The sequence below is a fragment of the Pseudoalteromonas sp. T1lg65 genome, assembly GCF_051930985.1.
In the GTDB taxonomy this organism is placed as follows: domain Bacteria; phylum Pseudomonadota; class Gammaproteobacteria; order Enterobacterales; family Alteromonadaceae; genus Pseudoalteromonas.
Genome location: NZ_CP196837.1, coordinates 355,847 through 379,701 on the forward strand (window position 1 = coordinate 355,847; position 23,855 = coordinate 379,701).

Here is a 23,855-nt window from a genome sequence, read left to right on the forward strand (position 1 = left end):
CTAGTGTCACAGCTTAAAACCGTGATGTGAACCATCCGGTAAGTCGACATGAAGGCGAAGTCTTCCTCCTGCTGATGCAACAAGCTGCTTCAGTCTCTGTAGGCTATCGATTGTGCAGTTATCAATGTGGCAGCCTGCATCAGCCCCGATACGTTCAAGTAACTCGATTAAATGGATATGGATTAGCTGTTTTGAAGCTGTTTCCTGAGCAGAATCAACGAGATTTTGAGGTTGCTCTGCAATAATATCTTCCAGTGTTCTGCCCATTTTTGCTCCTTTGGAGTTGAGCCGCAAAACTTTCACATGTGAAAGTTTTTCCTAGATCTTTATGTTTGGATAGTTTAACCCACTCATAAGTGAATCATCATACTTCTCATCCTATCCTTTGCTTAGGAAAACTTGTCTTTTGCACCTTAAAAGGGCAATTACAGAGTTTTATCCTTTTTGGTCCCTGTCATACTCTTTACTCACTGTCAGCACTCGCTGGCTATAGCGGTAGCAGGCCCTAAACAGCAATACCTTACCCTCGGGAGGCTATCTCTCAAGGTACTCCTCCATAATCACAGGAGATAATTATGGCCCACTCGATATTCCAAGATCCAGTTGGCGTTTTGTTGATTAGGTGCTGTCGCCGAAAGTGTCAAGATGCTATCTTTACGCTTAGCGGCGAACACTCCATAGTTCTTGCTCAAATCGTTGACAATATTTGAGTTTAACTTAACAAAGTTGGCTTTTTTTACAATAAAAGGCAATACTTTTAATAGCTTGAATGACTTTTGGCATAACTTATGTGAACTGCCGTTCTAATTTCTGGTATATTTAAAACTGTGTAATTAGTTTTTTGAAGGCCTGCGACTGCAGGCTTTTTTATACCTAGAAATGCAAGAACACCTCGAATACCAATCCGCGTAAATATCTGAGTAATTTGAGATAAAACCTGCTGCTAACGGCGTTAAAAATTTCTCATTTAGATAACTAAATAGCAAAATTTTTGCCTTGCCTATACGGATGTAGGCACCTAAGCGTTAGCAGGACGCGGTAGCGATGTTATCAACTCGCTTTTCTCGACTCAAAATTGATCAACTAATTAAGAGGATTGGTATAAAAAAGCCTTCAAGTTGGCACAATGTTTGTGTGCTCGTACGTGCTAAAACTTTAACCTCAAAAGGTTCAATTAGTTAAGCCTTGGAGCCCGAATTTACAGGCCTCTAGCTTGAGTTTTGCGGGCTTTTGAACAACACTTCAACTAGTTTGAACCTGCTAAGAAGTGCTATGTCGATTAATCAGAAAGACGCAACAACACATCAACATAAATGGAAGTTGGTGCTACTTGGGTTGATCTTGCTGCTGGTTTTGAATGGCTTGTTGTCACATGTAATTCATGTACAGATACACCGTAAAGGCGAGGAATTAGTTTCTGCGTTAAGTAACCCAGATAACTCCACATCAATTGGCACAAAACAACACCTGCTACAGAAGTTCGGTTATACACTAAAACCAAGTAGTGGCCGCGAACCTCATCATTTTCAATTAGATGATGGCGAAATGGTGCTTTATCATCGACCTGTTTTATTAGCCTACGGTCCAATCCTGTTGTTCTTTAACTTGTTGTTTGTGGGTTTATTAGCTTTTGTGCACCGTTGGTTATTTGTTTATCGTGAAGAAAAATCAACCAAACTTCCAGCCGTGATTGAAACACAAGAGCCATTGTACAATGTGTTCATGTTAGCTTCATGGCAGTGTCAAACGCCATCCAATATTGACCCAAAAGTACAATTCCAGTTAGCTTTTGCCAAAAACATGCTCAGGCCTGATACATTTTCTTTGAAGTATTTACCTTCAGGTTCGCTGGCGATAACAATTCGAGAAGTGAAAAGCGGCAACGTTGGTAGTTACTTAAAAAAGGTTCATGAAATTATATTTCAAACTTTGGTTTGCTACCGACGAGATTTATCCCGCAGTACGGTTAAAGTTGGTGCATGTTTTTACTTGGATAGTCAACAACAAGTTCATGTCTATCAAGGCGCGAAATCAGCGTTGTCTATAGCTGAAAATCAAGTGTGGCAGCACACGCATTTAATTCATTTAACAGACACATTGGCAGAACGCTTAAAAGCCGATGGGGACGCACTCATAAGCTACCTAAAAAATGGGCAATTTTCACTGTTTTTCCAACCACTATTTGATTTACAGCTGGAAGAGGTGATAGTGAGCGAAGCGCTGCTAAGGGTAAAACACAAAGAAATGGGCAAAATCTCAGCGAAGCAATTTTTGCAACATTTATATACCCCGGAGCAATTTCAGTTCTTGGACAAAACGATAGTGCAGCAGACCTTGGCCGTCTGTAAGCATGAAAACTCAAATAGCAAAGTGAGTATTAATTTACATATAACAAGCTGGTTAGATGAAGAATTTATAACATGGCTAAGTTCGCAATTGTGTCAGTCAGGTATGATGTGTCGTGTCGGATTCGAGCTTAACGTTGATGAAGTTTATCAATACGGTTCTTACTTAACGAATGTATTCCGGCAAGTTAGAGAAATAGGTGCTGAGATTTATGTTGATAACGTGTCTAAAATGCTTTCAACAGACTGCCATCAAATATTTTCCTTAGTAACCGCCATCAAGCTAAGTTATGAGCTGGTTCATGAGGTTGATAGTTCGAGCTTTAAAAGGCAAGCAATAAGGCAAATTGTTAAACAAGCCTCCGCGATGAGCTTACCGGTTTATGCCGTTGGAGTAGAGAATAACTCAGAGTTGATGTGTATCAAGGCGTTAAAGGTTCAGGGGGCGCAGGGGCATTATTTTTCGGCCCCACTACAGCAGTTAGCTGACATTAATTGAGCGCAGATACCTCAGCCCATCCAGTCCCTGCAAACCACCTGTGTGAATGGCAATGATATCACTGCCGCGTTTAAAGTAGCCTTTTTCGATTAGATCAAACAGCGCAAATAGCAGTTTTCCGGTATAAATAGGCTCTAAAGGAAGATGATGATGTCGTCTCATCGTTTTGCAAAACTGTATAAGTGGCTCTGTCAGCTTGGCATATCCACCATGATGATAATCATGCAGTAAATGCCAGTTAGCAGTTCGATCATTTGTGACCAACGCATTGATCTCTTGCTGCAAATAGTCAGCTCCTTTGAGGACTGATATCCCGATGCAATGAGCTGTGTTGGGTAATCCTGAAATAAGTCCGGCTAAAGTACCACCACTCCCAACGGCGCATGCGACATAATCCGTGTTAGGTAAAGCATTAGCCAATTCCTTAACCCCGTTAATAGCAAATGAGTTAGTCCCTCCCTCAGGTATTAGCCAAGCATGAGGAAAGCGTCGCTTTAGGTTTTCAACGTACTCTTTATTGCCTCGCTCTCGGTACTCTTGGCGGGTGACCGAGTGAAGAGTTAAGCCACAGGCCTGGGCCATTTTTATGGTGGGGTTTTGATGATCTAGTAGTGGTCCTCTAACAATTATTTGACCGGTGAAACGAAAGATCTTGCAAGCCATGCTTGTTGCATATAAATGATTTGAAAAAGCACCACCAAACGTAACCAGTTCGGATAACCCTCGGTGCTGCATTTCGAGCAAATTGTATTTCAATTTCCGCCACTTGTTACCTTGAATTACTGGATGTAATAAGTCATCGCGCTTTACTCGTAACCTTATCCCGTGCAGCTTTAGAGTTGGGTGAACAAGGGTTTGTATTGGAGATTCAGGTAAATTGAGTGCTAGCGACATGGTAATAGGCATTCTCCGAGTATTTATAGTGGGTAATGTAACTCAATCTACCTACAAAAGTGAGTGAAAATCGTTTATGGGGACATTCAACAGGTGCAGAAGTAAGCCTAGGGAGAGCAGGTGACTTTAGTATTTTGGCGATAGAGTGTTTCCATCCTATACACTGCCGAAATTGGATGATAAAACAATAAATTGCTTGAAAGCTTGATAGTTTGTTGAAGTGAAATAAAATCTAGAAAATATGCCTTTAAAACTGGCAAGTTGCTGGGTAATAGTTGTAAACTCAGATATTAATTGTGCAAAGCTTGTGTTTTACTTTGTAAGTACATAGCATAGAGCCCTAACTATAAGAATTAACAAGACCAAACAACTGCCGCTGTTGGGAACGGAACATATGCGAATTGCTCCTATAACTTTTTTTGTAACGGCCTCTATTTTAGCCGTAAGTGTTTCACCAAGTGTTTATGCTCAAGACACAGCAACGGTGACCGCCATTGAGTCTGAATTAGGCAATAAACAAAATGAGCTTGATAAATATTCAGCAATATTGGAAAAGCACTTAGCGGAGGAAACCCGTTTACAATCTCAGTTAGAGCTACTAAGAGATCGTTCAACTGAGTTAGACAAAGAAAAAAACCAAGCTCTTGACGCGATGAATGAGTTGTATAGAAGACTCATTGATGACCCTTCCATTGACATTTCTTCCGCTCAAACTCGTTATCAGCAGGCAGTCGCGGAGCACAAACAGAATAAAGATGATATTGCGATGCAGTTGGCGGCTATTGCATCTCAGCGAGAAAACATTGAGCAAGTTCGTGTCACAAAACATACCTTGGTAAACACCCTTGAAAGCCTAAAAGATCAACTAAGCAGCGCTCGTGTGGAGCGCTTAAGAAATGAGTTTTCACGTGAAGGGACCTTGGAAGTTGATAACACCATCAACTGTAAGCGAACCGAGACGCTGGCAGCCTGTGAGCAACGTGGTCAGCAAATAGGATTACAAAAGGCAACAAAACGTTTTATTGACCAAATTTTTACCAATCTTACTGAAAGTCGTTTAGTTGAACCAAAACGCAATATGGCAGGGGCGCAAGTTCAGGTGCTTAATAGCCACGTAGTTTCAAGCGCTTTCAGTGGCCAAGGCAACTATAGCGTTAATCTCAGTGTGACCATGCGCGGTGATGTAAACAACAGTCGTTTATGTAACTTACTGAATGTGGACAACAGATTTTGTAGCGATTATGGAACTCCTTTGGCTGTTGGGTTTCAAAGCTCTTTTCCCTCAACCTACTCAGATAGACAACTCACTTTTGATGAGCAGCCAACAGCGGACGTTGAAGTGGCGACAATAAAATCACAAAAAATAGAGGAGACCCCTCTAGTAAAAAAGCCACAACCGGCTGACAAAACAGTCGACTTAACTTTACGCTCTAATGTTTATGACGATGAAGTATTTATTAATGGCGTGAGCTATGGGTCGACAAAAGTAACAGTAGCCTTACCTACTGGCCTTCATGACGTTGAAATTCGTAAGTTGGGTTATGATACCTACAAAGCCAAGGTAAATTTAAGAAAAGCGCGTACTTTGACGGCCAAACTGGTAAAAACACGTCAGCCAGTTACAGAAGTTGTGAAAAAAGTCACAGAGTCAAAACCAGAAAAACAATCAAAGCCACTAGCCAGCTTGCAAAACCAACTCGCTATTATACCTGCAGGTTCATTTAAAATGGGTGATTTAACAGGTAATGGTTTACCAAACGAAAAACCCATCGTTGAAAAAGTATTAAGCCATTCATTTGCAATGCAAAGTAGCGAAGTTACGGTGGCTGAATTTCGACGTTTTGTGGATAGTACAGGGTTTAAAACGTTAGCTGAAAAAGGCAAAGGGTGTGCGCATTATCAAAACGGTGAGCCGGTTTGGGAGCTAGAATATAACTGGCAGACTCCAGGATATGAACAGGTGGATAATTTCCCTGTAGTTTGTGTTGCCTATGAAGATGCCAAAGCTTATGCGGATTGGCTATCTGGTGAAGAAGGTATTCAATACCGATTGCCAAACGAAGTGGAATGGGAGTATGCCGCCCGCGCAGGAACAACATCGGAATATCCATGGGGTAACGAAATTGGCAGAAATTTAGCAAATTGCGGTTGGTGCGGTAGCGAATGGTCAAACAAAAGCCCAGCACCTGTTGCGCAATTTGCTCCGAATGGCTACGGTCTTTATGACACGGTTGGCAATGTTTGGGAATGGACTCAAAAAAGGGCCTCACAAAGTGATGTGACTGTGAGAGGTGGTGCATGGAACTTTGCACCAAGCCTAGCTCGAGTCTCAACCAGATTAGCATTAGCTCCTGACTTTAGAGCGAACTACATTGGTTTTCGTCTAGTACGAGAGCGATAACATAGATTTTGAAAGAACAGCATCATGATGCTGTTTTGTGTTAAGAATTCTTAAAGGTAATCCTGCCTCATGTTTAAAAAATTACGTGGACTATTTTCAAATGATCTCTCAATCGACTTAGGTACGGCAAATACGCTGATCTATGTTAAAGAAGAGGGGATTGTACTTAATGAGCCATCTGTGGTTGCGATTCGTCAAGAGCGCGCTGGTGGTCCTAAAAGCGTTGCAGCAGTTGGTACTGCGGCGAAGCAAATGCTTGGTCGTACACCTGGAAACATTAAAGCGATTCGGCCAATGAAAGATGGTGTAATTGCCGACTTTTATGTAACCGAAAAAATGCTGCAACACTTCATCAAACAAGTACACAATAACAACTTTATGCGTCCAAGCCCAAGGGTGCTGATTTGTGTGCCCTGTGGAGCCACTCAAGTAGAAAAGCGTGCGATCAGAGAGTCAGCGATGGGCGCTGGGGCGCGTGAAGTATATTTGATTGAAGAACCTATGGCTGCAGCTATCGGTGCAGGTTTACCTGTATCAGAAGCAACTGGTTCAATGGTTGTTGATATTGGTGGTGGTACCACTGAAGTTGCCATTATTTCACTTAACGGTGTGGTATATTCTTCATCTGTTCGCATCGGTGGTGATAAATTTGACGAGGCGATTATTAACTATGTACGCCGTAATTTTGGTAGCTTGATTGGTGAAGCCACAGCAGAGCAAATTAAACATGAAATTGGTTCTGCATTTAAAAGTGAAACTCCAGTTGAGATGGAAGTGCGTGGCCGTAACCTAGCTGAAGGGGTGCCTCGTTCTTTTACGCTGAACTCACACGAAATATTAGAAGCGTTACAAGAACCATTAATGGGGATCGTCAGTGCGGTTATGGTAGCTTTAGAGCAATCACCACCTGAGCTAGCATCGGATATTTCTGCCCATGGGATGGTGCTGACTGGCGGTGGTGCATTATTGAAAGATCTAGATAGATTGTTGATGGAAGAAACTGGCATTCCGGTAGTCGTTGCAGAAGATCCATTAACCTGTGTCGCCAGAGGTGGTGGTAAAGCGCTTGAAATGATAGATATGCACGGCGGCGATGTGTTTAGCTACGACTAATGAATCTATTATTTGGCCGGACCGTATCTTTGCAACTGCGACTTTCTGTCGCAGTTGTCCTTAGTATTGTCCTTATCGTAGGGGATCGATACACATCAGGCGGAACGTTTGTTCGAACTAGCTTAAATACGCTAGTAAGTCCGCTTTTGTATTTGGCAAATATGCCTTACGAAGCGTTCAACATAGGAATGAAAAGTCTCCATACCAGAGAACGATTGCAACAAGAAAACCAAGTCCTCAAAGAAAAGCAGCTACTACAAAGTGAGCAACTCCAACAATATCAGTTTTTGTTGAAGGAAAATCAAGAGCTTCGGGCGCTGTTAGGGGCCTCAGCAAAACAGGTTAATAATCGTTTAATCACCCAAGTATTATCCGTTCACTCCAACCCTTATAGCCATCAGGTTGTGGTCAATCGAGGCACCATTGATGGGGTCGAAGAAGGGCAGACTGTAATCGATGAAATGGGGATTGTCGGTCAGTTGACTCAGGTGGGAACTACCACATCACGAGTACTTTTGATGACGGACACCACACATGCAACCCCAGTGAGGATTTTAAGAAATAATGTCCGTACAGTGGTTGAAGGTACAGGAAAAATTAACACTGTCAGGTTAGTACACGTGCCCCATAGTTTAGATATCCGAATAGGGGATGTATTGGTCACTTCTGGCCTTGGAGGGACTTTTCCTGAGGGTTATCCTGTTGCGATAGTTACAGAAATCGATAGAAATGAGGGGTTACCCTTTGCTCAGGTGTTTGCCGAGCCAGTTGCGCAATTGGACAGAATAAGGTTGTTGGTTATTTTAGGAAAACAAGCTGGCGAGGCGCTCAACAATGAGTAAGCATAGTAATATTTTTATCGCACTGAGTGTTTTTGTCGCATTAATTATGGCACTTATGCCACTGCCTTTTTCTTTAGAGCCCTACCGACCAGACTGGGTGTTATTGGTACTGATGTATTGGTCTTTAGCTTTACCGTATAAAGTAAACATAGGTTGGGCATGGATGATAGGCCTGATCATGGACCTTGCCATGGGCGCACCATTAGGTGTGAACTCTCTTACCTATTCAATTTGTATCTACATTACCGTAAGTAACTTTCAAAAGATTAGAAACTTTTCTATTTGGCAGCAGTCTGTACTAATAGGGCTATTCTTAGCGCTCTATCATTTGTTACAATTTTGGCTTAACCATTTCTTGCTTGATATCTACTTTAACCCGCAATATTTATGGCCAGCCGTAACAGGTATGATTTGCTGGTTATGGATTTTCCCATTGCTCAGGAAGTACAGAAGACAATTTAGGATTAGGTAATGCCCACTTCGTTGTATTTGGCCTCTGCGTCACCGCGCCGCAAAGAGTTGTTAACTCAATTAGGTTATGAATTTCTTCAATTTAGCGTTGACGCTGATGAGCGCACCATAGATGGAGAAACACCACGGCAAACGGTTGAACGTTTGGCCAGACTAAAAGCACAATCGGGTGTCAAAATGGGCTATGTTGATCGGCCCGTACTTGGCAGTGATACGGTGGTAGTTATTGATAACACTGTGTTGGGTAAACCGAACGACAAAGCTGACTTTACTGCCATGATGCAAAGCCTCTCAGGACGCACACACCAAGTCATGACAGCAATTGCACTGGCAACACAGCACAAAGTCTTGAGCCAAGTGATTGTAACAGACGTCACTTTTAAAACGCTTTCTAGCCAGGAAATAGCAACTTATTGGCATTCTAAAGAGCCTTTGGATAAAGCCGGAGGGTATGGTATCCAAGGACTTGGTGGCCGTTTTGTGACTCAGCTTAAAGGTAGCTATTTTGCCGTAGTCGGCTTACCTTTGTATGAGACAGATGAACTAATTAAAGTATTTTTGGGTAACCATGAGCAGTGAATTACTAATTAACGTTACGCCCAGTGAGAGTAGAGTCGCACTAATTGAAAACGGGGTATTGCAAGAAGTTCAGGTTGAGCGGATCGGCAACTTGGGCATTGTGGGAAATATATATCTTGGTAAAGTCAGTCGTGTCCTTCCTGGAATGCAAGCCGCGTTTGTTGATATAGGCCTTGAAAAGGCAGCATTTCTGCACGCTTCAGATATTGTCAATAGTGCTTCATTCGAAGAAGGGGTTGATGAAACACCGGTCAAGAAAGTGCAGGATATCAGGGAGCTGGTTAAGCAGGGTCAATATATTATGGTGCAAGTGGTGAAAGATCCCATTGGTACCAAAGGCGCTAGATTGACCACGGATATCACAATTCCCTCACGGTATTTGGTTTTTATGCCTGACGCCACTCATGTCGGTGTTAGCCAGCGTATAGAGACAGAAGAAGAGCGCGATCGTTTAAAGCAGATTGTCTCGCAATACAATGATGAAAATGGTGGGTTTATTGTGCGCACCGCGGCCGAAGGTGCTAAAGAAGCAGAGCTCCAACATGATGCTGAATTTCTAAAGAAGCTATGGCAAAAAATCCAATCTAGGCGCCGTAAGACCAGTAAAGCAAGTATTTTACATGAAGATCTCACCTTGGCATTTCGCACTTTACGTGACTATGTTGGTGAAGATATGGAGCGTATTCGAGTCGACTCTAAGCTTACCTATCAAGAGCTTAAATCATTTACCGAAGAATTTGTCCCTCAGTTATCAAGTGCACTGGAATACTACCCAGGTGAACGTCCTATTTTTGATTTATTCGATGTGGAATCTGAAATTCAAAAAGCACTGCATCGCAAAGTAGAACTTAAGTCGGGCGGATACCTAATCATAGATCAAACAGAAGCCATGACGACGGTCGATGTGAATACCGGCGCTTTTGTTGGTCATCGCAATTTAGAAGAAACTATCTTTAATACTAATGTTGAAGCCACTTCGGCAATTGCTAGGCAGCTAAGATTAAGAAACCTTGGCGGAATTATTATCATTGATTTTATTGACATGGTTTCAGATGAGCACAAAAGAAGAGTGCTTCACTCTTTAGAAACCGCGTTGGCGAAAGACCGTGCAAAAGCTAACATTAATGGTCTCTCGGCCCTAGGCCTTGTGGAGATGACTCGAAAAAGAACCCGTGAAAGTCTTGAACATATTTTGTGTGATGTATGTCCCTCTTGTTCTGGCCGGGGCTCGTTGAAAACGGTCGAAACAGTCTGCTATGAGATTTTGCGGGAAATTGTGCGTGTTAACAGAGCATATGATGCAGATAAGTTTATGGTTTACGCCTCACCTGCGGTCAGTGAAGCACTGATCAATGATGAGTACCATAATTTAGCAGAGCTTGAACTGTTTATTGGTAAACAAGTTAGTATTCAAACAGAGAGCTTGTATAGCCAAGAGCAGTTTGACGTTGTAATGATGTAAGGATAGTTTGAATGCAGGCTAAGGCCGTCTGTTTTTTTTGCTTGCGTAAAGCTTGGCAATTATTCGCTATCACCTTGGTGACATTGGCTGTGCTGGTGTCTGCCGTAAAATATGCGCTACCATACACGAATAACTATCGGCAGCAGATTGAAACCATGCTGCAAGAACAGTTTAATGTTGACATGAGTATCGGCAAGATCAGTGCAAGCTGGCAAGGAAATGGTCCTGCGATAGTGTTGGAATCGTTGTCTTTTACAGAAAACGCCAGTACCCCTATTGCTATCGAGATTGCAAAAACTTCGCTTCAAATTAACCTAATTCAGTCAATACGACAATGGCAACTGGTCTCCAACTATTTTGTGATAGATGGTTTCAAAGCCGTTGTTGATATACCTGCGCTCTCCGTGACCCAAGAGGATAGTGAATTTGACCAGCAGGCGTTGATAGAGGCGCTTTTTCTCGGAGATGTGGGACATTTTGCTATTCAAAACAGTGAATTAACTTTCGCTTTTGCCAGTGGTAAAGCGCACCGCCTGCTATTACAGGATGTTGTCTGGCAAAACTCTCAACAACAGCATCATGCAGTGGGAGAGATTGCGCTACCTGGGTTATCAACGGGTTCTTTTAAGGCGCAATTGGCTATAACAGGCCGTAAACTGAGAAATATCTCAGGGGATGTTTATGTATTAGCCTCAGAGATTGATCCCATTCCTTGGTTGTCAGAGCTATTGCCACTTAGAGACATAGCAATAAATGGAGATATTAATGCCCAGCTTTGGGCGAGCATTAATGATGGCGGTTTTAATGATGCACTTATCTCTTTACAACCCAGTACAATCAGTTGGCAAGAAAACGATATTCCACAAACTTTGACGATTAGCGAAGGGCAAATGTCATTACAGCCAAAAGGAAATCATTGGCATCTGAAGACTAGCCAGATCGAATTCGTTCAGGGAAGTAAAGTGTTTGACCCGATAGCGGTAGAAGGGATTTTAGATACACAAAGCCAAACGTTATGGCTCGAAGGAATACGCGTTGATTTGCTTGCTCAGTTAGCACAACTAGCTGATTTTGAGGGCCGAGACATACTCTATGAATTGGCTCCCAATGGTCTCGTCAGCGGTGCCAAAGTGGCTATAGAGCAGCGGCAGCTCTCAAGTCTCTGGGCAGTTATTGATAAAGTTGCGACTCAGCCGTTTGACACAATACCGGGTATTTTTGGTTTGAGAACGGAGCTGGTTGCTGACAATCGCACGCTTCGTATGAACTTAAGTGCCGCAGACACAGAGCTCCTTTCTAAGGCCATGTTTAACAGAAATTTGTCTATTGAGCAGCTCAGTGGTGATATTTATATCAACAAGCAGGCCCAAAATTATTGGCAAATATTTTCTCCAAATCTCTGGATAAGCGATAGTAACACTGCTCTAGTTAGTGAATTCTCAGTTGCCTTAAAGTCTCAGCCAGAACTCAACTTGTATGCAGAATTGCTAGGAGGAAATGGGGGGATCGCTGCCCAGTATTTCCCAGTAAGTGTGATGCGAAAAAGTTTGCTTGATTACTTGAATTTCGGCATTAAAGATGGCCAGCATTTACTCTCTCAGGTGCTGTTTTCTGGGCCGCTCCACCGCTTTCCATTTGAAGACAATTCAGGACAATTTGAAGTGCAGTCAGACTTGGATGAGGTTGAATTTGCCTTTGCTCCGGATTGGCCTTCGGTAACCTCGGGAAAGGTTAAGCTGCACTTTGAAAATGAGCGAATGGACATTTATGCGACCGCAGGTAAGCTGCTCAATCAAGAAATTAACCGCTCTGTAACGGTAAGCATTGAAAACTTAAACCAAGCCAATGAGCTTACTGTTGATATTGAGCATCAAGCTGAAGGCGATACTTTACAAGCGTTCTTTAGTGCAACGCCATTAGCCGACCCCTTGGCAAATATTTTCTCAATTGTTCAGCCCAAGGGGTCTGTCAAAGCGAATGTTAATCTGACCGTTGATTTAAAATCAGGTGCAACGTTAGCTTCCGGTATGGCTGAACTATCCAACAACGATTTACTGCTAACAAAGCCTGGAATAGAACTACAAAACTTAGTTGGCACAGTACGCTTCAATAATGATGATATTGAGTTAGATAAACTCACGGCGACTTGGCTAGAGATGCCAGTAGACTTATCGCTAAAAGGCCAAGGTAATAAACAACAGTATCAATTAGCAATAGATGTCTCGTTACAAGCTTCAGCGAAAGTGTTGCACAAGCATGATGGAGGGTTTAGTGAAGACTTTATTTCCGGTGACACTGCAATCGACGGAAGTATTGAGCTAAATTTCCAACCTTTAGGATTTAATTATAAAGCACATATTGAAAGTGACTTAGCGGGTATCGCTATTAATTTGCCGACACCATATAACAAACAAGCGGAACAATTGCTGCCGTTGAAGGCCACGATTATTGGTGATGATATTTCTAATTTGCTAAGCACTTCGCTGGGAGAAAAACTATATTTTAACGGTATCGTTGACAATGGTACCGCAAAGATGACTCAAGCACATTTACTCCTAGCTGATAACGATTCGGGCCTTAAAGGTAATGGCTTTTATGTCACTATCGAACAACCCGAAATCGAGCTACTTGACTGGTTGCCATTAATTGAGAATGTTATCGAAGCGACAGGGAACCCAACGGAAAAATCATTTATGCCTTCACTTGCTGAACTATATGGAAATATTAGCACCTTAAAGGTATCCGATATTCCTTTCTCTGACGTTGAGGTCAAACTGCAACCGGGGCAGCAAGGCTTGGAAATGAAAATCTTTGGTAAGGAGATTAGAACGCAGGTGGCACTCCCTCCAAAAGATTCCAGTCGGCCCATTCAGATCACCAGTGATTACTTAAGAGTCAACTTACCAGATTCCGATCAGCAGCAGGAGCAAAAGCAACAGCACGATACTCAGTGGTTGACTCAAGTACCAGCAACTAAGTTTGTTTGTAGTGACTGTAAAGTTGGTAACTATCAGTTGGACAATGTGTCGTTGTCTCTTTTTGGTGACGGCAACATGCTGAATATTTCTGAATTAGTCGTCGATAAAAAGGAGCATAAACTCAATGCTTCAGGTCGATTTCAGCAAGGTGTAACTTATTTATCGGGACAGCTTGCAAGTGAAGACTTTGGCGAATTAATGGATGAGTTTGATATTACCTCAACCATAAAAGACTCAAGAGCTAATATAGATTTCGCACTTAACTGGCAAACCGCACCCTATCAGTTTGATGTTGCCTCTTTGCGTGGCAATTTAGATTGGACACTTGGTGAAGGTCATTTGGCTGAGATAAGTGATAAAGGGGCTAGAGTTTTTTCATTACTTAGTTTGGACTCATTGATTCGTAAGTTGCGTTTGGACTTTAGAGATGTGTTCTCTAAAGGCTTCTTTTATAACAACATGTCGGGGACGATACAGATTAATGATGGTATCGCGTACACCCAAGATACTAAATTAGATGGCGTGCCAGCAGATTTATCGATTAGTGGTTATGCGAATTTAAACACTCAAGAAATAAACTATCAACTCGCGGTTGCACCGCAAGTGACCTCGAGTTTGCCCGTTATTATGGCATGGGCTGTCAACCCAGTAACGGGGCTTGCAGCATTGGCACTGGATAAAGTGATCCACTCAACACGGGTGATCTCAGAAATCAATTTTATAGTTACAGGTACGATGCAAGAACCAGTCGTTACAGAAGTGGATAGAAAAAGTAAGGAAATTCAGCTACCCGAGCCTATACGCCCAATCCAGCCGACGCAAAATGACAGTGAAGCCTTATCCGAAGAAGCAGCTCAAAACGCGGTAGAGGAAATTACGCCAGCTAGTAGTACTCAGGATTTAAATAATAATAAAGGGATGGATTAAATTATGGCTGATATTATCGCCTTACAAATGTGCTCAGCAATTGCACCTGAAGAAAATTTTAACTTTTTAAAACATCAACTAGAAGCGCTATCAATCCGCAGCGAAACGTTGGTCTGTTTACCTGAAGCTTGGCTGTCATTTTGTGCAAACGCTGAAGATACATGGTCTTATGCAGGACAAACTCCTTACTATTTAGAGCAGATATCGGCTTTGTGCAAACAATATAAAGTCTGGATAGCTGCCGGGACGATTGCGACACAGGCAGATGAGCATAAATATCATGCTGCTAGCTATTTATTCAATAAGGAAGGCCAGCAAGTCGCACGCTATAATAAAATACACTTGTTTGATGCCAAGATTAGTGACAGTGTTGGTCAATACCAAGAGTCAAATCGCACCTTAGCTGGCAATGAAGTCGTTGTTGTTCGAAACACGCCGTTTGGTAACATCGGTTTGAGCGTTTGTTATGACTTACGTTTTTCAGGTTTATTTCAAGTAATGCGAGAGCAAGGTGCTGAAATTTTTGTTATTCCGAGTGCTTTTACGCGAGTGACGGGAGATGCACACTGGCAGGTGTTGTTGCAAGCGCGAGCAATTGAAACGCAATGTTATGTGGTTGCTGCAGCACAGTCAGGAGTGCATGAAAATGGTCGTGAGACATACGGTCGTAGTTTAATAATTTCTCCGTGGGGAGAAATTCTAGAAGATGCAGGACGCGAACTAGGCTGCATTCGCCACGCGTTAGATCGCGATTATATAGAAAAAGTTCGTAGCAAGATGCCCGTTGCAAGCCACAACCGTTTTAGAAGTGAGTTTTTATGAATAGTGTAGAACAAAATTTATTACGAGATAGCGAGTTATCTCGAGAGCAACTGGAACAAACGCTTCAGTATATTCACCAGCATCAAGTTGATTATGCCGATTTATACTTTCAGTCAAGTTATCATGAAACATGGGTACTTGAAGATGGTATTGTCAAAGATGGCTCCTACAATATCGAAAGGGGTGTTGGCGTCCGAGCCGTTAGTGGCGAGAAAACAGGGTTCAGTTATTCGGATGCGATAAACATTGAAGCGTTGAACAAAGCCGCAGAAGCAGCCAGAAGCATAGCTTCACGAGGTGAGCATAGCAAAGTGCAAGTTTTCTCAGACGTTACTGCCCCATTGCAGTTTCAACCTGCGCAGCCCATTAGCAGTATGAGTGATGCTGAAAAAGTCAGCTTATTGCGAGATATTGAAGAGTATATTAGACAACTAGCACCTGCAGTGCAGCAGGTTGTAAGCTCCATTTCAGCCGTTTATGAAGAAGTCTTAATTGCTGCTAGTGATGGCACGTTTGCAACCGATATTCGCCCACTGATCCGCTTAAATTGTTCCGTTTTACTCGAGAAGAACGGCCGCAGAGAGCGCGGTAGTGCCGGTGGTGGAGCGCGATTAGATTATGGGTATTTCAAAGAACTAGTAAACGGCAAACCGCGTTGGATGGAATATGCCAAGGAAGCCGTTCGTCAGGCAGAAGTAAATCTAGAAGCGATTGACGCACCTGCGGGCACTATGCCTGTGGTGTTAGGCTCTGGTTGGCCTGGCGTTTTATTACATGAAGCGGTGGGACATGGCCTAGAAGGGGACTTTAATCGTAAAGGGTCTTCAGCTTTTAGTGGTAGAGTTGGGGAGCAGGTTGCTTCAAGCTTATGCACTGTCGTTGATGATGGCACTATGGCGGATAGGCGCGGCTCATTAAACGTAGATGATGAAGGTACGCCAGCTGCCTATAATGTGCTGATAGAGAACGGCATATTAAAGGGATACATGCAGGATAAAATGAATGCCAGGCTGATGAATACAGCACCTACGGGCAATGCGAGACGTGAATCATACGCCCATTTACCAATGCCGAGAATGACGAATACCTACATGCTCCCAGGGGAACATACACAAGAAGAAATCATTCGTAGTGTTGAAAAGGGGATATTTGCGTCAAATTTTGGTGGTGGGCAAGTTGATATCACATCTGGCAAATTTGTTTTCTCCGCATCCGAAGCGTACCTCATTGAAAACGGTAAGATCACGACACCTATCAAAGGTGCAACGTTGATTGGTAATGGCCCTGATGTGATGCAAAAAGTGTCTATGGTTGGTAATGATTTATCTCTAGACCGAGGAGTCGGTGTGTGTGGTAAAGATGGTCAGAGTGTACCCGTAGGAGTGGGTCAGCCGAGTCTGAAAATTGATGAGATCACCGTCGGTGGTACCGCATAAGTAAAAAAGGGCAAAGCCCTTTTTTACTTATAAACTAAGGCATAACAACGTCTTTCAGATATTGAAATAGCTCTTTATAAGACTTTGCAGGTTTTTCAGCTTTCAGCTCTTTAGCTGCCTGACGAACTAACTGCCGCATTTTTTGACGCTCTAATGTTGGGTATTCTTCAAGTAGAGTATTAATTCGAGCATCACCTTGAGAGATGAGTTCATCTCGTATTATTTCCACTTGATTTAGTAGCACGTCAGCTTGATTATTTTTATTGAGGATGAGGTCTAAAGCTGCTTGTAGCTCTTCGACGTTTGGCGTTGAGCGAAGTGCTTTGGCGATGTAATTCATATGGCGACGGTATGCGTCGTGTTTACCACGGATCCTGTCAGCAAGCGCCATCGCCTCTTTAAGTTCATCGTTAAGCGGGAGTTTTTCACGTTGCTTTTTAGCCAAGTCAGCGATGTCGCAGCCGAGTTGATGATATTGCTGCGCGTCTCTTTTTAATTCACTTTTTGAAACATAGATGATTTCTTCATCATGCGTTGAGTCTTGCTTTGCCATGTTTAGTCTTACACTACAATTTAGATATTAAGCAAAGTATACCATAAATGAACGCTACAACAGCCAACTGCTGTGTTAGCATTATAAGTATTAATAGGTGATGGATACCGTAACTATGAACCAAGCAAATCAACAGTCTATTTATTCTCAAATTGACGAAGTAAAAAACGCGGTTTCAGATGTACTTTCTTACGCGAAAAGCTTAGGAGCCACATCTGCTGAGGCTGCGATGTCGAGCACGTCAGGGTTATCCGTGAGTACGCGAATGGGAGAGGTCGATACCATAGAGTTCAATCAAGATGGTAGCTTGGGAGTCAGTGTCTACGTTGGCAATCACAAAGGTTCTGCGTCAACAGCTGATTTGAGCCCAAAAGCCTTGCGATCGGTTGTTGAGAAAGCGGTAGATATTGCAAAATTTACCTCTGACGATCCGTGCAATGGGGTGGCCGATAAACAACTGCTAGAAATGAGCCCTCCAGATCTCGATTTGTATCATCCTTGGTCATTGACTCCAGACGCAGCTATTTCTTTATGCCAAGAAGCCGAGAACACAGCGTTAGATGCGGATCCTCGGATCATTAACTCAGATGGCGCAAGCATCTCGAGCCATGAGGGGTTACGTGTGTATGGTAATTCACATGGTCTAATAGCTGGTTTCCCACGCACTCGTCATAGTTTTAGCACGATGGTGATAGGTAAGGAAGACGAACAAATGCAAAGAGACTCTGCGTTCGCTGTTTCTCGGCTATCAACCGAACTCAAGTCAGCCAAAGACCTTGGTATCGAAGCGGCTAGTGCTACCCTTGCGAAGCTGGGGAGTCGTAAACTATCGACGAGAAAAACTCCTGTTATTTTCAGAGCCGATATTGCTAGTGGCCTGTTTGGTCATTTAGTTTCTGCGATAGGTGGTGGCGCACTGTATCGGAAATCAAGCTTTTTATTAGATAGCTTGGGCACGCAAGTATTTAATCCGTGTGTTTCTATTGAAGAAAGACCGCATATGTTGCAAGCGTTAGCCTCTAGTCCATTTGATAGCGAGGGAGTGAAAACGGCAGATAGGACAATCATCGACAGTGGTGAACTGCAAACCTATTTACTGACTAGCTATTCAGCCAGAAAAATGAATATGGTTTCTACGGGTCATGCTGGTGGGATCCACAATTGGTTAGTGAATCCGACGGAAGGCGATTTGGATGCGTTACTCAGAAAGATGGGGACAGGCTTATTAGTAACAGAATTAATGGGTCAAGGAGTCAATACGGTTACTGGTGACTACTCTCGTGGCGCCGCGGGCTTTTGGGTTGAAAACGGTCAAATTCAGTTTCCTGTCAGTGAAATTACCATAGCTGGAAACCTTAAAGACATGTTCTTAGGGGTGGAAGGATTGGGAGCCGACATTGAAAAGCGAGGAGCCATACAAACCGGTTCTGTGCTAATTAATAATATGCAAATAGCAGGAAATTAAGTGTGATAAGCGCCTCAACTAGAGGCGCATATCATCGAAAACCGAGGTTGGCTTATACTAAAAACCATGTCGCTGTGCCAAGGAAAGCGAAAATACCCACAATGTCTGTGACAGTGGTCAACACAACACTGCCAGCCAACGCGGGATCAATTTTCATTTTCTTAAGTACGATTGGTACACTCGCACCAGCTATCCCCGCAGCCACTAAATTCATAAACATGGCGAAAGCTATCACGGCACCGAGTTTAAAGTCCCACTGCCAAACTGCGATAACACCGGCGATTAAAACAGACCAAAGCAGACCATTAAGCGCGCCAATCGCTAATTCTTTACCCATAATGAAACGCTGGTTCGTTTGGTTGATATGGCCCAAAGCAATACCCCGGATCACCAAGGTTAAGGTCTGGCTACCCGCAACACCACCCATGCTAGGCACGATGCCATTTAAAACCGCAAGTATCGGGAGGATATCGAGCGTTCCTTCGAAAAAACTCGCCACAAAGGCTGCCATTAAAGCTGTGATGAGATTAACACCAAGCCAAATCGAACGGCGCTGACTACTTTTTAGAACCGGTGCGAAGGTATCTTCTTCATCTTCTAGACCTGCCATACTAAGCAAGCTGTGCTCAGCATCTTCACGAATAACATCTACAACGTCATCGATAGTTACACGTCCAAGTAAGTGGGCGTTATCATCGACAACGGGGGCGGAAATCCAGTTGTGGCGCTCAAATAACTGTGCAACATCCGACTCATCCATAGAAATAGGGATTGTTTCCCGCTCTTCATCCATGAGTTCTCTGACGATCTTATCTGGCGTGCTAGTCAGTAACGTGTTGATGGACAACGAGCCTAAAAAGCAGTTATGTTTATCAACGACATACAACTCATCTGTGCCATCAGGAAGTTCGCCCTTTAGGCGCAGGTAACGAAATACGACATCAAGCGAAACATCCGGCCGTATTGTGACGGTATCGGTGCTCATTAAGGCACCAGCAGAGTGCTCCTTATAGGAAAGCGCGACTGTGGCACGCTCCCGATCTTGGCTATCCATAGCACCAATAACATCTTGATAGACTGTATCGGGTAGGCTTCTCAGTACGTCACCGAGATCGTCATCATCCATATCGCCAGTGGCTGCAGCGATGAGCTCAGGTTCCATTTTCGAGATGATGCTAAGACGCACATCCTCTGAAAGCTCCTCGAGAATATCCCCTTGAATATCAGGATCGACGAGTTGCCAAAGCATTGTCCTAATTTTGTGGGGGGAAGACTCAAGTAATAGTGCCGTATCACACGGTGCTGTCTCTGCAAGCATGCGCCTGACTTGAACAAACTGACCACTGTTTAAGGCCTTGGTGGCCTTTTGAAGTTGTTCCAGTGTGTAGTCTTGTTCAAATGCTTCAGGCATATACGTCCTTAATTATTTTGCTAGCGACATTGTTAAACCGTGTTAACAGATTACCTTAATTGTTTTCTATTTTTATTGCAGATATTACACAGGTTTAAGCCGAGAAATTTTTCTGTATATCTACAGGCAGGCACATACAGTTTAACTTACTTTGGTGGGAGTTACCAAGCTACAAACTCAAAAAGCGCTTATCTATAAAGTAGTTATCAGACCAGTAAGAAGCGCGTTACTCTGCTTCATTGAAGTTATTTGCGATTAATTGACCTATCGCTTCAAGTGCTAGTTGGGCATCAGGGCCGTCACACGTAACACGAACTTGTTTACCTTGACTGCTTTCAAGTAACAGGAGGGCTAGAACACTATCCCCTGCGGCTTGTTTATCACCCTGATAGAGTGTGATTTCAGCATCAAATTGGTTAGCCAGCTCTGCCAGTACTGTTGCTGCTCTGGCGTGTAGTCCCAATTTGTTTCGGATTAAAAAGCTGTCTTCAATCATTTTGATTCTTGCTCTCGATGTCGTATCTTCACATTCGAGTGGGTACGAGCAAAGCGTTCTCCGATTGTCTGAGCTAGATATACAGAGCGGTGTTGACCGCCGGTGCAGCCTATTGCGATGGTTAGATAGCTGCGGTTATTGCGCTCTAAGTGTGGCAGCCAAGTCTGAACAAAGGTTTGAATTTGCCAGGTAAATTTTTGCACTATGCTGTGGCTAGATAGGTAATCGATTACGGCTTGATCTAGGCCCGTAAGCGGTTTTAATTCTGGTTCCCAATGTGGATTAGGCAGAAATCTAGCGTCAAAGACATAATCAGCTTGTTTTGGAATGCCATGCTTAAAGCCGAAAGATTCAAAGGTAATAATTAATTGTTTGTCTTTTTTACCTAATATTTTTTCGCGGATGTCTTCAGCAAGCTGGTGTACGCTGATATCGGTTGTATCAATTAAAAAGTCGGCGCGATTGATGAGTGTATCAAGCAATTCTCGCTCTTTTTTTATCGCAACATCAAGAGGAAGATTATGTAATGAAAGAGGGTGCAGACGACGTGTCTCTGAAAAACGCTTAATCAACGTTTGGTCATCGCTGTCTAGATAAAACAAAGTCGGCTTCGCAAAGCCCGGCAGATATTCTAAAATATCATTAAATTCATCGCTTTCTTTAGGAATATTGCGAACGTCAATACTTACGGCGATCTTGTCGTAACTGTCAGAAACGCTTCTGACTAATGAGGGCAATAAATTGACTGGTATATTATCAACGCAGTAGTAACCTAAGTCTTCTAAGACTCTCAACGCGACAGACTTACCAGAGCCTGAGCGGCCACTGATAATAATTAACTCCATTCCTTGTTCTTGCTCAGTTACTTGACTCATTCTGGATCACCGAAAATAACTCATCATCTGTTTTTGCTTGCCTAAGTTGCTTACAAAACGCTTTGTCTTTGAGTCTATCAGCAATTGTTGCCAAGGTCTTTAGGTGATGCTGATTATCTCCATCAGGTACAATCAGAGCGACGAAAATATCCACGGGGCGCTTGTCTATGGCTTCAAACGGAATCGCTTGCTCACTCACAAGTACCATAGTGACGACATGATCGATACCGGCTAGTCTTCCATGTGGGATCGCAATACCCTTGCCTATCCCTGTGCTACCAAGCTTTTCTCTGGTCATCAGTGCATCAAGAATAGCGTGCTGACTAACCTCAGGAAGCTGAGTGTGTGCCAGCTCACTAATATATTCGAGAATACGCTTTTTGCTATTAAAAAGGACCGCAGCTTTACTACAGTCCTTATTTACAAGTGAACTCAATTTCATTTTAATGACGAGTTAATTTCTCTTTATGTTTAATTACTTGACGGTCTAGCTTATCGATTAAACTATCAATCGCCGCGTACATGTCCTGGTGTTCAGTCGAAGCAAATAGTTCTCCGCCGTTCACGTGCAAAGTAGCCTCTGCTTTTTGTACTAGTTTTTCAACGTCTAGGATCACATGGACATTGTTGATGTGGTCAAAATGCCTCTCCAGCTTCGCAAATTTGTTGGTGACATAGTCTCTAAGTGAATCTGTAATTTCTACGTGACGACCAGTTAAATTTAGTTGCATAAGCATTTTCCTTCTTTGGTTTAACGTCTTAAATCAAGCTTTTACGCTGATTTGACGGTGGAATGGCTAGGGATTCACGATACTTTGCGATCGTGCGCCTTGCTACCTTGATTCCCTGTTCAGCTAGTATGTCTGCGATTTTACTATCGCTCAAAGGTTTAGCTGTGTTCTCCGCAGCTACCAGCTTTTTGATCAGTGCTCTAATTGCTGTTGATGAGCACTCACCTCCGTTTTCTGTACTTACATGGCTTGAGAAGAAATACTTCAGCTCAAAAATGCCGCGAGGTGTATGCATATATTTTTGAGTTGTAACCCGGGAAATTGTTGATTCATGCATATCAACCATCTCCGCGACATCGTTAAGCACCATAGGACGCATTGCCTCAGGTCCATGTTCAAAGAATGCCTGTTGTTGTTGCACAATGCAATTAGTTACTTTCAATAAAGTGTCATTTCTACTTTCAAGACTTTTAATGAACCACTTTGCTTCTTGCAAGTGTGAACGGATGAACTGACTATCAGAACTGGAGCGTGCGGTTCTAGACATTGCAGCGTAGTGATCATTCACTCTAATTTTAGGCATTGCGTCGGGATTCAGCTCTACCACCCAACGACCTTTCACTTTTTTTACTGACACGTCAGGTATCACGTATTCAGGTTCTTCATGAAGAATACTGGCCGCAGGTTTGGGATTGAGGCTATGAATAAGCGTCATTACCTCTTTTAGTTCATCTTCTTTGAGGCGAGTTTTCTTCATTAACGTTCGATAGTCACGGCTGGCTAGCAAATCTATATGGTCGGTTAGCACCATTTGTGTTTCTTTTAGCCAAGGCGTTTCTGGCGCAAACTGACGTAACTGAATACAAAGACATTCTTGAAGGCTTCTTGCTGCAATACCGACGGGGTCAAAAAGTTGGATACGTTTTAATACGGCTTCAATTTCATCTAACTCAATCGTTTCCTCGCTTTCATCGCCATTTAAGCTTTCTAAAATCTCTTCGCAAGATAGAGTCAGAATTCCTGATGTATCGACGGCCTCAATAATAGCAGTAGCAATGGCATGATCGGTTGGACTAAAAGGGGTGAGTTGTAGTTGCCACATTAGATAGTCGTGTAATGACTCAGATGTTTCGCCTTGATAAACATTGTCGTCATCAGGTAAAGGACCTGAGCTACTACTAGGAGCGGCGCTCATGTATTCATCCCAAGTGACATCCATGGCGAGTTCTTCACTAACTGTATCTTTGCTCAGGGCAGTATCCGAGTCTAACTCATAATCACTGACTTGACTCTCATCACTGGATTCTGAATTGTTTTGATCCGTGTTTTTATCTTGGTCAGATATTTCCACGCCATCAGAATCTTGAGATTCAGACTCGTCCACCTCTAACAATGGATTGCTATCTAGTGCTTCTTGTATTTCTTGTTGTAGATCCAATGTGCTCAATTGCAGCAAGCGGATGGCTTGTTGCAGCTGAGGTGTCATGGTCAGTTGCTGCCCCATACGCAGCTGTAATGATTGTCTCATGTATCTCTAACAATCCTTTTTCACAGT

General features: G+C 43.0%; 20 protein-coding genes. 11 read left to right on the forward strand and 9 right to left on the reverse strand.

Translation table 11 applies throughout. The features are described 5' to 3' along the window. Positions 1-6: 6 nt before the first annotated feature. Positions 7-267 (reverse strand): hypothetical protein, encoded by a 261-nt coding sequence (locus tag ACSLBF_RS01605; RefSeq protein WP_000533826.1) that lies wholly within the window; start codon positions 265-267, stop codon positions 7-9. A gap of 1,005 nt (positions 268-1,272) precedes the next feature. Between ACSLBF_RS01605 and ACSLBF_RS01610 the strand changes: the two genes are divergently transcribed. Continuing rightward, positions 1,273-2,844 carry an EAL domain-containing protein gene (locus ACSLBF_RS01610; protein WP_440054880.1) on the forward strand — a complete coding sequence of 524 codons (1,572 nt, stop codon included), beginning with the start codon at positions 1,273-1,275 and terminating at the stop codon, positions 2,842-2,844. On the opposite strand, the gene ACSLBF_RS01615 is transcribed toward ACSLBF_RS01610, so the two are convergent. Continuing rightward, complete coding sequence (locus ACSLBF_RS01615; RefSeq protein ID WP_440054881.1) at positions 2,827-3,738, reverse strand: 1-aminocyclopropane-1-carboxylate deaminase/D-cysteine desulfhydrase; 912 nt, start codon at positions 3,736-3,738, stop codon at positions 2,827-2,829. The two genes, ACSLBF_RS01610 and ACSLBF_RS01615, sit on opposite strands and share 18 nt — an antisense overlap. Positions 3,739-4,132: 394 nt before the next feature. Between ACSLBF_RS01615 and ACSLBF_RS01620 the strand changes: the two genes are divergently transcribed. From ACSLBF_RS01620 to tldD, 9 genes are all read left to right on the forward strand, one after another. Next, the gene (locus ACSLBF_RS01620; protein ID WP_440054882.1) at positions 4,133-6,139 is read left to right on the forward strand and encodes an SUMF1/EgtB/PvdO family nonheme iron enzyme; all 2,007 of its coding nucleotides are present in this window, start codon (positions 4,133-4,135) and stop codon (positions 6,137-6,139) included. A 69-nt stretch (positions 6,140-6,208) separates the two neighbouring features. Further along, positions 6,209-7,252: a rod shape-determining protein gene (locus tag ACSLBF_RS01625; RefSeq protein WP_440054883.1), complete on the forward strand. Its 1,044-nt coding sequence runs from the start codon at positions 6,209-6,211 to the stop codon at positions 7,250-7,252. Then, positions 7,252-8,094, forward strand: a complete 843-nt coding sequence (gene mreC, locus ACSLBF_RS01630) for a rod shape-determining protein MreC (RefSeq protein ID WP_440054884.1) — start codon at positions 7,252-7,254, stop codon at positions 8,092-8,094. The genes ACSLBF_RS01625 and mreC overlap by 1 nt, the downstream gene beginning before the upstream one ends. Beyond that, the gene (mreD, locus tag ACSLBF_RS01635; protein WP_440054885.1) at positions 8,087-8,566 is read left to right on the forward strand and encodes a rod shape-determining protein MreD; all 480 of its coding nucleotides are present in this window, start codon (positions 8,087-8,089) and stop codon (positions 8,564-8,566) included. The genes mreC and mreD overlap by 8 nt, the downstream gene beginning before the upstream one ends. Continuing rightward, positions 8,566-9,144 (forward strand): Maf family protein, encoded by a 579-nt coding sequence (locus ACSLBF_RS01640; protein WP_440054886.1) that lies wholly within the window; start codon positions 8,566-8,568, stop codon positions 9,142-9,144. The genes mreD and ACSLBF_RS01640 overlap by 1 nt, the downstream gene beginning before the upstream one ends. Then, the gene (rng, locus tag ACSLBF_RS01645) at positions 9,134-10,606 is read left to right on the forward strand and encodes a ribonuclease G (RefSeq protein WP_440054887.1); all 1,473 of its coding nucleotides are present in this window, start codon (positions 9,134-9,136) and stop codon (positions 10,604-10,606) included. Before ACSLBF_RS01640 ends, rng begins: the two co-directional genes overlap by 11 nt. 11 nt (positions 10,607-10,617) lie before the next feature. Then, a complete protein-coding gene (locus ACSLBF_RS01650; RefSeq protein ID WP_440054888.1) occupies positions 10,618-14,511 on the forward strand; it encodes a YhdP family protein in 3,894 nt (1,297 codons plus the stop codon). Between the two features lie 3 nt (positions 14,512-14,514). Then, a complete protein-coding gene (locus tag ACSLBF_RS01655) occupies positions 14,515-15,333 on the forward strand; it encodes a carbon-nitrogen hydrolase family protein (RefSeq protein WP_440054889.1) in 819 nt (272 codons plus the stop codon). Further along, positions 15,330-16,769, forward strand: a complete 1,440-nt coding sequence (gene tldD, locus ACSLBF_RS01660) for a metalloprotease TldD (RefSeq protein WP_440054890.1) — start codon at positions 15,330-15,332, stop codon at positions 16,767-16,769. The genes ACSLBF_RS01655 and tldD overlap by 4 nt, the downstream gene beginning before the upstream one ends. A 34-nt stretch (positions 16,770-16,803) precedes the next feature. On the opposite strand, the gene yjgA is transcribed toward tldD, so the two are convergent. Continuing rightward, positions 16,804-17,322, reverse strand: a complete 519-nt coding sequence (yjgA, locus tag ACSLBF_RS01665) for a ribosome biogenesis factor YjgA (protein WP_440054891.1) — start codon at positions 17,320-17,322, stop codon at positions 16,804-16,806. Between the two features lie 115 nt (positions 17,323-17,437). On the opposite strand from yjgA, the gene pmbA reads away from it, so the two are divergent. After that, positions 17,438-18,787, forward strand: coding sequence for a metalloprotease PmbA (gene pmbA / locus ACSLBF_RS01670; RefSeq protein ID WP_440054892.1), 1,350 nt, complete (start codon positions 17,438-17,440; stop codon positions 18,785-18,787). Between the two features lie 52 nt (positions 18,788-18,839). Here the strand turns inward: pmbA and mgtE are convergent, their stop codons facing one another. The 6 genes from mgtE to ACSLBF_RS01700 all read right to left on the reverse strand — a co-directional run bounded on the left by mgtE (position 18,840) and on the right by ACSLBF_RS01700 (position 23,828). Continuing rightward, the gene (gene mgtE, locus ACSLBF_RS01675; protein WP_440054893.1) at positions 18,840-20,198 is read right to left on the reverse strand and encodes a magnesium transporter; all 1,359 of its coding nucleotides are present in this window, start codon (positions 20,196-20,198) and stop codon (positions 18,840-18,842) included. 226 nt (positions 20,199-20,424) lie between these two features. Next, positions 20,425-20,694, reverse strand: coding sequence for an HPr family phosphocarrier protein (locus ACSLBF_RS01680; RefSeq protein WP_440054894.1), 270 nt, complete (start codon positions 20,692-20,694; stop codon positions 20,425-20,427). Beyond that, positions 20,691-21,539: an RNase adapter RapZ gene (rapZ, locus tag ACSLBF_RS01685; RefSeq protein WP_440056181.1), complete on the reverse strand. Its 849-nt coding sequence runs from the start codon at positions 21,537-21,539 to the stop codon at positions 20,691-20,693. The genes ACSLBF_RS01680 and rapZ overlap by 4 nt, the downstream gene beginning before the upstream one ends. Positions 21,540-21,552: 13 nt before the next feature. Further along, positions 21,553-22,011, reverse strand: a complete 459-nt coding sequence (gene ptsN / locus ACSLBF_RS01690; protein WP_440054895.1) for a PTS IIA-like nitrogen regulatory protein PtsN — start codon at positions 22,009-22,011, stop codon at positions 21,553-21,555. 1 nt (position 22,012) lies between these two features. Continuing rightward, positions 22,013-22,300 (reverse strand): ribosome hibernation promoting factor, encoded by a 288-nt coding sequence (gene hpf / locus ACSLBF_RS01695; RefSeq protein ID WP_440054896.1) that lies wholly within the window; start codon positions 22,298-22,300, stop codon positions 22,013-22,015. Between the two features lie 28 nt (positions 22,301-22,328). Continuing rightward, entirely contained in the window at positions 22,329-23,828 is a 1,500-nt protein-coding gene (locus ACSLBF_RS01700; protein ID WP_440054897.1) for an RNA polymerase factor sigma-54, read from the reverse strand. Positions 23,829-23,855: the final 27 nt, after the last annotated feature.